This is a genomic window from Nocardioides korecus (genome assembly GCF_054778395.1).
Map to the genome: position 1 here is coordinate 126,495 of NZ_BAAGZO010000008.1, position 11,932 is coordinate 138,426.

Below are 11,932 nucleotides of genomic sequence, written 5' to 3' on the forward strand. Positions count from 1 at the left end.
CTCAGGACTTCTGCACCTCGATGGTGTCCTCGGCGTACCAGGTGCGGATGACCTTCTTGTCGAACTTGCCCACGCTGGTGCGCGGCACCTGGTCGATGAAGGCCCACGAGTCGGGCAGCTGCCACTTGGCGAAGTCGCGGGAGAGGAACTCGCGCAGCTCGGCCGGGGTGACCGTGGCGCCCTCGCGCAGGACCACCGAGGCCAGCGGGCGCTCGTCCCAGCGCTCGTCGGGGATGCCGATCACGGCTGCCTCGACGACGTCGTCGTGCCCCATCAGGGCGTTCTCGAGGTCGACCGAGGAGATCCACTCGCCGCCGGACTTGATGACGTCCTTGGCGCGGTCGGAGAGCCGGATGTAGCCCAGCTCGTCGATGCTGCCGACGTCGCCCGTGCGCAGCCAGCCGTCGTGGAACTTCTCCGCCACGTCGGGGTCGTCGGACTCGTAGTAGCCGGCCGTGACCCACGGCCCGCGGACCTCGAGCTCGCCCACCGCCGTGCCGTCCCAGGGCTGCTCGACGTCGCCGTCGGCCATGATCCGGCCCTCGACGCCGCACACCACCCGTCCCTGGCTGCCGCGGTAGGACCACTGGTCGTCGCCCTCGGCGCCCGCGGGCGGCAGACCGGCCGAGGCCACCGGCGAGGTCTCGGTCATGCCCCACGCCTGGCGGATCACGAGCCCGTGGCGGTCCTGGAGCGCCTTCTGCAGCGACACCGGCACCGCGGAGCCGCCGCACAGGATCAGCCGCAGCGTCTCGGGCTTCTTCTCCGGGTGCTGGTCGAGGTGGTTGAGCACGTCGTTCCACACGGTCGGCACCGCGCCCGAGAGCGTCGGGCGGGAGTCGGCCATGAAGCGGCACAGCGGCTCGGCCTGGAGCCAGCGGTCGGGCATGCACAGCGAGGCGCCCTGCATCATCGCGGCGTAGGCCAGGCCCCAGGAGTTGGCGTGGAACATCGGCACGATCGGGAGCACCCGGTCGTGGAAGGAGATCGCGCCCACGTTGCCGGTGCTCACCGCCTGGGAGTGCAGCCAGGCCGAGCGGTGGCTGTAGACCACGCCCTTGGGGTTGCCGGTCGTGCCGGAGGTGTAGCACATCGCCGCGGCGCTGCGCTCGTCCACGTCGGGCCAGTCGAAGGTGTCCGGCTGGGCGGCGAGCAGCTCGTCGTACAGCTGGACGTCCTTGCCGCTGGCACGCAGGGAGTCCAGGTCGGCCTGGGCCGCCTCGGGACCCGCGACGAGCACGTGGCGCACCGTCTCCATCTGGGGCAGGTGCGGGGCGAGCGCCCCCACCAGCGAGTCGTCGACGATGACGACCTGGTCCTCGGCGTGGTTGGCGATGTAGACCAGCTGCTCGGGGAACAGCCGGATGTTGAGCGTGTGCAGGACCGCACCCATCGACGGGATGGCGAGGTAGGCCTCGAGGTGCTCGGCGTTGTTCCACTGGAAGGTGCCCACGCGCTGGTCGCCGTCGATGCCGAGCGAGCGCAGCCCGTTGGCCAGCTGGGCGGCGCGGCGTCCCACCTCGGCGTACGTCCTGGTGCGGGTGCCGTCGGCGGTCGCGGTGACGACCTCGGAGTCGTGGTGCACCGTCGTGCCGTGCTTCATGATCCCGCCGATGGTCAGCGGGAAGTCCTGCATCGTGCTCTGCATGGGAGTCCTACTCGTGGGTCGGTGGGCTGCGGGGCTCGGGGCCGTCGGACGTGACCGGCGTCACGAAGCCTGGCGCACCGGGGCCCGGATTCCAAGACCCGCCACGATGGGGGCATGACCTCCCGCACCTTCACGACCCGTCCGACCCTGACCGGCACCTTCGGGATGGTCTCGGCCACCCACTGGCTGGCCTCCGCGTCGGGTCAGCGGATGCTCGAGCTGGGCGGCAACGCCTTCGACGCCGCCGTGGCCGCGGGGCTCGTGCTCCAGGTCGTCGAGCCGCACCTCAACGGACCCGGCGGCGACCTGCCCGCGATCGTGTCCGTGGCGGGCGACCCCGCGCCGCGGGTGCTGTGCGGCCAGGGTCCGGCGCCGGCGGGGGCCACGCGTGAGGCGTACGCCGCCCTGGGGCTGGACCACGTGCCGGGCTCGGGCCCGCTGGCCGCCGCGGTCCCCGGCGCCTTCGACGCATGGATGCTCCTGCTGCGCGACCACGGGACGCTGTCGCTGCGCACCGTGGCGGAGCCGGCGATCGGCTACGCCCGCGAGGGTCACCCGCTGCTCGCGACGGCCGCGCACACGGTCGAGACCGTCCGGTCGCTGTTCCTCGAGGACTGGACGACCTCGGCCGACCTCTGGCTGCGCGGCGGGCTCCCCCGGGCCGGGACCCTGTTCACCAACCCCGACTGGGCCGACACCCTGGAGCGCCTGGTGGCCGAGGGCGAGGCGGCCGGCGACGACGTGGCCGCCCAGGCCGAGGGGGCGCGGCGCGCGTGGGGCCAGGGCTTCGTGGCCGAGGCGGTCGAGGCGTTCTCCTCCCGGGCGTGGCGGCACTCCGGGGGCCAGGTGCTCCCGGGCCTGGTCCGCGGCTCCGACCTGGCGTCGTGGTCGGCCGGGTGGGAGGCGCCGGCGCTCCTGGACTGGCACGGGGTGACGGTGGCCAAGACCGACCTGTGGGGCCAGGGGCCGACGCTGCTCCAGGCGCTGGCGGTGCTCGACGCGCTGGCCGCCGACGACCCGGCCGTGCTCGACCCGTCGACCGAGGCCGGGGTGCACGCGGTCGCCGAGACCTGGAAGCTCGTGATGGCCGACCGGGAGGCGTGGTTCGGGGAGCGCTCCCCGGTGTCGGTCGCCGACCTGCTGGACCCGGCGTACGTCGTGGGGAGGGCGGGCCTGGTGGGGCCGGAGGCCTCGCGCGACCTGCGGCCCGGCTCCCCCGGCGGGCTGACCCCGCGGCTGGCCGAGCACGTCCGGCGGCTGCTGGCCGGGGCGGCCCCGGAGCCGACCGGCGACGCCACCACCGGCGAGCCCACGGTCGCCCGCGACGGGGCCACCCGCGGCGACACCTGCCACGTCGACGTGGTCGACCGCTGGGGCAACATGGTCTCGGCGACCCCCAGCGGCGGCTGGCTGCAGAGCTCGCCCACCATCCCCGGGCTCGGGTTCTGCCTGGGCAGCCGGCTCCAGATGAGCTGGCTCGACGAGGGCCTGCCCGCCTCCCTGGCCCCCGGCGCGCGGCCGCGCACGACGCTCTCACCCACGCTGGTGCTGTGCGACGACGAGCCCGTGCTGGCCTGCGGCACGCCGGGAGGCGACCAGCAGGACCAGTGGCAGACGCTGTTCCTGCTGCGCCACGTCGTGGGCGGGCTCCCGCTCCAGGAGGCCATCGACGCCCCGATGTTCCACACCACGAGCTTCCCGGGGTCCTTCGTCCCGCGCACCACCGAGCCCGGGGTGCTGGTGGCCGAGGACCGGCTGGGCGCCGACGTCCTGTCCGGTCTCCGCGCCCGCGGGCACGAGGTGCTCGACGCCGGTCCGTGGTCCCTGGGCCGGATGTGCGCCGTCGCCCGCGACCCCGCCACCGGCCTCCTCTCCGCCGCTGCCAACCCGCGCGGCATGGCGGGGTACGCCGTGGGGCGGTGAGGGTCAGCGGCTGGGCAGGTGCCGGCGCGGGGCCATCCGGGCGCCGTGGCGCGGGCGCGACAGCCCGGCCAGCTCGATCAGGCGCTGCACGCGGTGCCGGTGCCCGGCGTACGGCGCCAGCAGCACCGCCATGCCGTCGTCGTCGACGGGCTCGCCGGTCAGCACCCAGCCGACGTTCTTGGCGATGTGGTAGTCCCCGAAGCTCACCGCGTCGGGGTCGCCGAGCGCGCGCGACCGGGTCTCGGCGCTGGTCCACACGCCGATGCCGGGCAGCGTGCGCAGGCGGCGGTCGAACTCGACGGGCGTCTCCCGCCCCGCGCGCTCCAGCGCGGCGGCGACCCTCGCGACGGTCTGGATCGGGCGCGAGCGCGCACCGTCGACGTGCATGCCGAGCCACTCCCAGGAGGGCACGGCGCGCAGCTCCTCCGGCGTGGGCTGCACCCACAGGCGCACCACCGGGTCGGCCTGCGACGGAGGGCCCGGCGCCCGCTCGCCGTACCGGTGCACGAGCTTGCGGAAGCCGGCGAACGCCTCCTGGCCGGTGACCTTCTGCTCCAGGATCGCCGGCACCAGGGACTCCATCACCAGCCCGGTCGCGCCGATGCGCCAGTCGCGGTGGCGGCGCCAGGCCTGCTCGAGCTGCGGCGGGGGCACGAAGCCGGTGGGGTCGTCGTGCGCCCCGAGCATCCGCGGCATCTGCTCCAGGGCCCAGGCAGCGCCCTCGCCCCAGGCCTCGCCGAGCACCGAGCCGGCGGGCGCGTCGGTGCTGACCCGCAGAGTCGCGGTGCCCTCGGGGGTGCGGATCCCGCGCCACACCGCGCCGTCGTCGGTGCGCCGGAACGTCGGGTCACCGGCACCGTGCCGCAGCGGCGCGAGGATCCGCATCACCGGCACCGGCCGACCCGGGTGCCACTCGCGCGTCAGCGGGGCGGGGTCGGCCATGGGCCCGAGCGTATGTCGTCGGCCCGACACCGCTCGCGCTCGACCGTGGGCGTCCTGTCGGACCCGCCCGCCACACTGGGGCCATGCTCTTCGCCCGTCTCGTCGAGGTGTCGGCCCAGGTGGCCGCCACCCGCTCCCGCCTGACCAAGCGCGACCTCATCGCCACGCTGCTCCGGGAGGCGGCCGGGCTCGCGCCGGCGGACGGCGCCGACGAGGGAGCGGCCCCCGACGCGTCACAGTCCGCAGCCGCCGCCGCCGACGCCGGGCTCGCGGTCGAGCTGGCGGCGACGTACCTCTCCGGGACGCTGCGCCAGCGCCGCACCGGCATCGGCCACCGCTCGCTGACCGGTCTGCCCGCCCCGGCCGCCGAGCCCTCGGTCGAGCTGCTCGAGGTGGACAGCGCGCTCGAGCGCGCGGCCGGTCTCGCCGGTCCCGGGTCCGCGGCCGAGCGACGGGCGTCGGTGGTGGCGCTGTTCGACCGTCTGACCGCACCCGAGCAGGTCTTCCTCCGCGGGCTGGTCACCGGCAACCTGCGCCAGGGCGCCCTCGACGCGGTGATGCTCGAGGCGGTCGCGACGGCCGCCGACCTGCCGGTGGGGGCCGTACGCCGGGCCGCGATGTTCAGCGGACCCACCGGCCCCATCGCGGCCGCCGCCCTCACCGGCGGCGCGGACTCCCTGGCGGACTTCACCCTGCTGGTCGGGCGACCCGTGCGGCCGATGCTCGCGGGCACCGCCCCCGACGTGCCGGCCGGAGCCGAGAAGGTCGGCCCCGAGGAGTTCGCGGTCGACACCAAGCTCGACGGCATCCGCATCCAGGTCCACAAGAGCGGGGACGACGTCGTCGTCTTCACCCGCAGCCTCGACGACATCACCGACCGCCTCCCCGAGGTGGTCGAGGTCGCGCGGTCGCTGACGGCGCACGACCTGATCCTCGACGGCGAGGCGCTGGTGTTCGACGAGACCGGCCGACCCCGCCCCTTCCAGGAGACGGCGTCCACGACGGCCACCCACGCGGGCGCGGCCGGCATCCGGCCGTTCTTCTTCGACCTGCTGCTCCACGAGGGCGAGTCGCTCCTCGAGGCGAGCACCCGCGACCGGCTGGCCCGGCTCGACGAGGTGGTCCCGGTCGAGCACCGCGTGGCGCGCCTGGTGACCGACTCCCCCGAGGCCGCCCGGACCTTCTTCGACGAGGCGGTCGCGGGCGGGCAGGAGGGCGTGGTGCTCAAGCGCCTGGACTCGGCGTACGACGCGGGGAGGCGGGGGTCGGGCTGGGTCAAGGTCAAGCCCCGCCACACGCTGGACCTGGTCGTGCTGGCCGTCGAGTGGGGCAGCGGACGCCGGTCGGGCTGGCTGTCCAACATCCACCTCGGCGCGCGCGATCCCTCGGGCGAGGGGTTCGTGATGCTGGGCAAGACCTTCAAGGGGATGACCGACGAGACCCTGGCCTGGCAGACCGAGCGGTTCCTGGGTCTGGAGACGCACCGCGAGGGCCACGTCGTGCACGTGCGGCCCGAGCAGGTCGTCGAGATCGCCTTCGACGGGGTGCAGCGCTCGACCCGCTACCCCGGCGGGGTGGCCCTGCGCTTCGCCCGGGTGCTGGGCTACCGCGACGACAAGGGGCCGACCGAGGCCGACTCCCTGGAGACGGTCCGGGGCCACCTCGGCTGACTCCACGAGCGCGGGCGCCCACGCTGTGACAAGTGACGCACACGTGTGTAAACGGGTGTTGCACTACCATGCCCCCATGACCACCGCGCGCTCCTCCCGCCAACCGGCCGCCGTGCGCCGCCGGGAGCGCGAGCGCGAGATCCTCAAGGCGACCCGCGAGCTCTTCGACGAGAGCGGCGTGCGCGACGCCCAGATCGAGGACATCGCGCGGGCCGTGGGGGTCAACCGGGCGATCATCTACCGGCACTTCAGCGGCAAGGAGGAGCTCTTCGCGCTGACCCTGGTCAGCTACCTCGAGGAGCTCCAGGAGCGGCTCGCCGACGCCGCCCGCGGCCGGACGGCACCGATCGACCAGCTCGAGGCCGTCACCGAGGCGTTCGTCGACTTCGGCCTGCAGTACCCCGCCTTCGTCGACTGCGCCCAGACCCTGATGCGCCGCCCCGGGCCCGAGCTGCTCGAGGAGATCAGCGAGAGCTCGCTGTTCCGCCTCGGGCGTGGCATCTCGGCCTGCCTGGCCCAGCTCGGCGACGTCCTGGTCGCGGGCAAGGAGGCCGGCGACTTCACCGTCGCGGACCCCACGCTGCTGGCCAACCACATGTACGCCAGCGGTCTCGGCGCCCTCCAGCTCGCCCGCGTCGGCATGCTGGTCAAGGAGTCCGCTCCCGGCATCCCGGCCATCGCGCCGGTCTCCGCGGACGACGTACGCCGCCACGTCGTCGCCACCGCTCGCGCCCTCGCCCGCGGCTGACTCCCCGGCGCCGCGCCAGCTCTCGCCCGCCGAGGAGGCTCCTGAGGCGGCCGAGGAGGCCTCTCTGGTCGGCGAGGGGGCTCGTCCGGTCGGCGTACGTCGACCTCACACGTGAAACTGCCTCTCTGCACGCGACGCATCGTGTGCAGAGAGGCAGTTCGGGTTCATCACCTGGGAAACCGGCCGCCCTCCCGGGGAGGGGCGACCGGCGCCGGGGTCAGCGCTCCAGGATGGCCGTGACGCCCTGGCCGCCGGCGGCGCAGACCGAGATCAGGCCACGGCCCGAGCCCTTCTGCTCCAGCAGCTTGGCCAGGTTGGCCACGATCCGCGCGCCGGTGGCGGCGAAGGGGTGGCCGGCGGCCAGCGAGGAGCCGTTGACGTTGAGCTTGGTGCGGTCGATCGAGCCCAGCGGGGCGTCGAGGCCGAGGCGCTCCTTGCAGAACACCGGGTCCTCCCAGGCCTTGATCGTGGAGAGCACCTGGGAGGCGAACGCCTCGTGGATCTCGTAGAAGTCGAAGTCCTGGAGCGAGAGGCCGTTGCGGGCCAGCATCCGCGGGACGGCGTACGCCGGGGCCATCAGCAGGCCCTCGCCGCCGTGCACGAAGTCGACCGCCGCGGTCTCGCCGTCGACGAAGAAGGCCTTGACCGTCAGGCCGTGCTCGGCCGCCCACTCCTCGGTGCCGAGCAGGACCACGGAGGCGCCGTCGGTCAGCGGGGTGGAGTTCGCGGCCGTCATGGTGGCGGCGCTGCCCTTGCCGAAGACCGGCTTGAGCTTGGCGAGCTTCTCGACCGAGGAGTCGGCGCGCAGGTTCTGGTCGCGCTCGAGGCCCTTGAAGGGGGTGACCAGGTCGTCCTGGAAGCCGGCGTCGTAGGACGCGGCGAGGTGGTGGTGCGAGGCCACGGCGAGCTCGTCCTGCTCCTCGCGGGTGACCTGCCACTCCAGCGCGGTCAGGGCCGCGTGGTCGCCCATCGACATGCCGGTGCGGGGCTCACCGTTCTGGGGCACCTCGATGCCGAGGTCCGTCGGGCGGATGGCGCCGAGGGCCTTCAGGCGGCCCGCGGTGTCCTTCTGCTGGTTGACCTTGATCAGCTTCTTGCGCAGCTTCTCCGAGATCGCGATCGGGGCGTCGGAGGTGGTGTCGGCGCCACCGGCGAGACCGGAGTCGATCTGGCCGAGGGCGATCTTGTTGGCGATGTAGATCGTCGCCTGCAGACCCGTGCCGCAGGCCTGCTGGAGGTCGGCCGAGGGGGTCTCGGGGGCGAGCTTGGAGCCGAGCACCGACTCGCGGGTCAGGTTGAAGTCGCGGCTGTGCTTGAGGACCGCGCCGGCCACGACCTCGCCGAGGCGCTCGCCGTCCAGGTCATAGCGCGCCACCAGGCCGTCGATGGCAGCGGTGAGCATCTCCTGGTTGGAGGCGGTGGCGTAGACGGTGTTGGACCGGGCGAAGGGGATGCGGTTGCCGCCGAGAACGGCGACGCGTCGCGTCTTGTCCTGCATGGTGTGGGTCTCCTCAAGGCTGTGTGCTGCCACGTAGTTGTGGATCATCCTCGCGGCCCACCGTCCGTGGCTCCAACCCCTTGAGGGCCAGATCACGAAATGTGGACGCCCAGTTACACGTCTCGTTACATTGACGGTCTACTGGCGAGTAGGACCATCGTGCCACGTCGTACGCTGGGCCCGCTGCCGGTCTGCGACCACCAGCACCTCCCACCACGCGCGCACACGCCGGTGGGGCCACCTGAACCAGTCGACCAGAGGAACTCACACGATGTCCGACCGTTACCAGTCCTTCAGCTCCAGCCCCATCGGCAAGCTGGTCGTGAAGAACCTCGGCCTGCCCGCCCCCGTCCGCCTGGACCGGTGGAACGAGGGCGACCCCGTCGTGGACGGGACCGTCGTGCTCGGCGGCGAGGGTCGCCTCGGCGCGGCGCTGACCTCGTCGCTGGACGCCCTCGGGGTCACCCACGTCGCCGCCGGCGCCGAGGGCGAGAAGTACAAGGCCCTGGTCTTCGACGCCACCGGCATCACCGAGGCCGGTGGGCTGATTGCCCTCCAGCAGTTCTTCACCCCGCTGATGCGCAGCCTGACCACCAGCGCCCGCGTCGTGGTGCTCGGCACCGTCCCGGAGCAGACCGCGAGCGCCGGCGAGCGCATCGCCCAGCGCGCCCTGGAGGGCTTCACCCGCTCCCTGGGCAAGGAGATCGGCAAGGGCAGCACCGTGAACCTGCTCTACGTCGCCCCCGACGCCGAGCAGACCCTGGAGTCCACCCTCGCCTTCTTCCTCTCCCCCAAGAGCGCCTACGTCTCGGGCCAGGTCGTCCGCCTGGGCGCCACCGGCACCACCGAGGCCGTCGCGGTCGCCGACCAGGTCAAGCCGCTCACCGGCAAGACCGTGATCGTCACCGGCGCCTCGCGCGGCATCGGCGAGCAGATCGCCCGGGTGCTGCACCGCGACGGCGCGACCGTCCTGGGGATCGACGTGCCGCAGGCCGCCAGCGAGCTGCAGTCGCTGATGAAGGAGCTCGACGGTGACCACCTCACCCTCGACATCACCGGCAAGGACTCCCCCCAGCGGATCGCCCAGCACGTCAAGCAGAAGTTCGGCACGGTGCACGGCGTGGTCCACAACGCCGGCATCACCCGCGACAAGAAGCTGGCCAACATGGCCGAGGACCGATGGAGCTCGGTGATCGCGGTCAACCTCACCGCTCCGGAGAAGATCTCGCGCGAGCTCCTCGAGCAGGGCCTGATCGAGGACAACGGCCGCATCATCGGCGTCTCCTCCATCGCCGGCATCGCGGGCAACGTCGGGCAGACCAACTACGCGGCCTCCAAGGCCGGCGTCATCGGCCTGGTCGACAGCCTGGCCGGCGAGCTCTCGGCCGGCATCACGATCAACGCGGTCGCCCCGGGCTTCATCATCACCCAGATGACCGCCGCGGTGCCGTTCGCGACCCGCGAGGTCGGCCAGCGCATGAACGCCATGAGCCAGGGCGGCCTGCCGGTCGACGTGGCCGAGGCGGTCGCGTGGTACCTCTCCCCCGGCTCGACCGCCGTCAACGGCAACGTGGTCCGCGTCTGCGGCCAGATGATGCTGGGGGCCTGAGCCGTGGTCGAGCGCACCGTCGAGGGCTCCTCGAGCCCGCTGCCCACCATGCTCAAGGCGGCGCTGCCCGTCCTGCCCGGGGTCAACCTCCTCCCGGGCGTGCGCAAGTCCGGCGGCGACCTCCCCGACCTGGTGCTGCGGCGCGAGGGCGTGACGATCGACCCCGCCCACGTGTCGGCGTACGCCGAGGTGTGCGGGTTCGCGCCCGACACCCACCTGCCGTTCACCTACCCCCACATGCTGGCCTTCGGGCTGCACATGGGGATCATGACGGACTCGTCGTTCCCCTACCCCGCCATCGGCACCGTCCACCTGGCCAACGCCATCACGCGGCACCGGCCGCTGCTCGCCTCGGAGACCCTCGACGTCACCGCACGGGCGGCCGACCTGCGCCCGCACGCCAAGGGCAAGGTCTTCGACCTGCTCACCACGGTGACCAGCGGCGGCGAGACGGTCTGGGAGTCGACCTCGACCTACCTGCGGGTCGGGCGCGGCGACGACTCGGTCGCGCGCGAGGGCGAGCCCTTCGACGTCGTGGCCGGCACCGGGGCCCAGTGGCGGCTGCCCGGCAACCTGGGCCGGCAGTACGCCGCGGTCTCGGGCGACCACAACCCGATCCACCTCTACCCGCTCTCGGCCAAGGCCTTCGGCTTCAAGCGCCAGATCGCCCACGGCATGTGGAGCAAGGCCCGCTGCGTCGCGGCCTTCGCGAACCGCGTCCCGGACGCGGCACGTGTCGAGGTGGAGTTCCGCAAGCCGGTCTTCCTCCCCGGCACGGTGGCCTTCGGCTCCCGCAAGGTCGAGGACGGCCTGGACTTCTCCCTCACCGACCCCCGCACCGGCAAGGCGCACCTGGTCGGGCGCTCCCGCGGGCTCTGACGTTCAGATGGGCAGGCGATGAGCAGTCGCCGCGTTCCCGACACTTTTGTGTAGCGGATGCAGCACTGGAAGGCCTCCGGAGCAGCGACCGCTACACAAATGTGTAGGCGCTGCGCGGGGGACGGACCCCCACCTCCCGGCCCAAGCCCGTCAGGACGGCGTGATCAGCCGGATCAGGCCCTCCTGGGCCACGGTGGCGACGAGCGTGCCGTCCTGGGCGAACACCCGGGCCAGGGCGAGGCCGCGGCCGCCGGAGGCCGAGGGCGAGGCCTGGTCGTAGAGCCACCACTCGTCGGCGCGGAACGGGCGGTGGAACCACACGCTGTGGTCCAGCGAGGCCGGCTGGAGGTCCTCGGAGCCGATGTCGCGACCGTGCGGCACCAGGCTCGCGGCCAGCAGCGTGAGGTCGCTGGCGTAGGTGAAGGCGGCCGTGTGCGCCAGCCGGTCGTCGGGCAGCGCGCCGTTGATCCGGATCCACAGGCGCGCCCGCGCGGCGACGGTCGGGTCGGTGATCGAGCCGCCGTCGCGGGTGTCGCCGGCGTGCCGGATCTCCAGGGCGGCCCACTCGCGCTTCCACTGCTGGCTGCTGCGGTGCGACATCGGCGCGACGTCCTCCAGGCGCGGGCAGTCCTCCGGTGCGGGGACGGCGGGCATCGGGTCCTGGTGGTCCAGGCCGTCCTCGGGGATCTGGAAGTTCGCGGTGAGCGCGAAGATCGGGCGGCCGTGCTGGCGCGCGAGCACCCGGCGGGTGGCGAAGCTGCGGCCGTCGCGCAGCGTGTCGGCGTCGTACACGATCGGGACGCGGGTGTCGCCGGGGCGCAGGAAGTAGGAGTGCAGCGAGTGCACGAGGTACTGCTCGGGCACGGTGCGGGCCGCGGCCACGATGGCCTGCGCCGCGACCTGGCCGCCGAACACGCGCTGCATGGCGGTGTCGGGCTGGGTGCCGCGGAACAGGTCGTCCTCGATGGCCTCCAGGTCCAGCAGGGACATCAGCTCTTCGACGGATGCGGGCACG

The 11,932-nt window shown here is 73.3% G+C and carries 9 protein-coding genes; 5 read left to right on the top strand and 4 right to left on the bottom strand.

Annotated elements, in window-relative coordinates; genetic code table 11:
- Position 1 precedes the first annotated feature (1 nt).
- On the bottom strand, positions 2 to 1,648 hold the full coding sequence (locus tag ACYVDA_RS16560; protein WP_460819544.1) for a long-chain fatty acid--CoA ligase: 1,647 nt from the start codon (positions 1,646 to 1,648) through the stop codon (positions 2 to 4).
- Positions 1,649 to 1,762: 114 nt separating this feature from the next.
- On the opposite strand from ACYVDA_RS16560, the gene ACYVDA_RS16565 reads away from it, so the two are divergent.
- Positions 1,763 to 3,571 carry a gamma-glutamyltransferase family protein gene (locus tag ACYVDA_RS16565; protein WP_460819545.1) on the top strand — a complete coding sequence of 603 codons (1,809 nt, stop codon included), beginning with the start codon at positions 1,763 to 1,765 and terminating at the stop codon, positions 3,569 to 3,571.
- A 3-nt stretch (positions 3,572 to 3,574) separates the two neighbouring features.
- Here the strand turns inward: ACYVDA_RS16565 and ACYVDA_RS16570 are convergent, their stop codons facing one another.
- The gene (locus ACYVDA_RS16570; protein ID WP_460819546.1) at positions 3,575 to 4,513 is read right to left on the bottom strand and encodes a DNA-3-methyladenine glycosylase family protein; all 939 of its coding nucleotides are present in this window, start codon (positions 4,511 to 4,513) and stop codon (positions 3,575 to 3,577) included.
- An 83-nt stretch (positions 4,514 to 4,596) separates the two neighbouring features.
- On the opposite strand from ACYVDA_RS16570, the gene ACYVDA_RS16575 reads away from it, so the two are divergent.
- Both ACYVDA_RS16575 and ACYVDA_RS16580 read left to right on the top strand, forming a co-directional pair.
- Positions 4,597 to 6,183 carry an ATP-dependent DNA ligase gene (locus ACYVDA_RS16575; RefSeq protein ID WP_460819547.1) on the top strand — a complete coding sequence of 529 codons (1,587 nt, stop codon included), beginning with the start codon at positions 4,597 to 4,599 and terminating at the stop codon, positions 6,181 to 6,183.
- Positions 6,184 to 6,259: 76 nt separating this feature from the next.
- Positions 6,260 to 6,931, top strand: a complete 672-nt coding sequence (locus tag ACYVDA_RS16580) for a TetR/AcrR family transcriptional regulator (protein WP_460819548.1) — start codon at positions 6,260 to 6,262, stop codon at positions 6,929 to 6,931.
- Positions 6,932 to 7,148: 217 nt separating this feature from the next.
- On the opposite strand, the gene ACYVDA_RS16585 is transcribed toward ACYVDA_RS16580, so the two are convergent.
- Complete coding sequence (locus ACYVDA_RS16585) at positions 7,149 to 8,429, bottom strand: acetyl-CoA C-acetyltransferase (RefSeq protein ID WP_460819549.1); 1,281 nt, start codon at positions 8,427 to 8,429, stop codon at positions 7,149 to 7,151.
- Positions 8,430 to 8,700: 271 nt separating this feature from the next.
- On the opposite strand from ACYVDA_RS16585, the gene ACYVDA_RS16590 reads away from it, so the two are divergent.
- Together ACYVDA_RS16590 and ACYVDA_RS16595 are read left to right on the top strand one after the other, a co-directional pair.
- On the top strand, positions 8,701 to 10,038 hold the full coding sequence (locus ACYVDA_RS16590) for a 3-oxoacyl-ACP reductase (protein ID WP_460819550.1): 1,338 nt from the start codon (positions 8,701 to 8,703) through the stop codon (positions 10,036 to 10,038).
- Between the two features lie 3 nt (positions 10,039 to 10,041).
- Entirely contained in the window at positions 10,042 to 10,917 is an 876-nt protein-coding gene (locus ACYVDA_RS16595; protein ID WP_460819551.1) for a MaoC family dehydratase, read from the top strand.
- Between the two features lie 150 nt (positions 10,918 to 11,067).
- On the opposite strand, the gene ACYVDA_RS16600 is transcribed toward ACYVDA_RS16595, so the two are convergent.
- A complete protein-coding gene (locus tag ACYVDA_RS16600) occupies positions 11,068 to 11,931 on the bottom strand; it encodes an acyl-CoA thioesterase (protein ID WP_460819552.1) in 864 nt (287 codons plus the stop codon).
- Position 11,932: the final 1 nt, after the last annotated feature.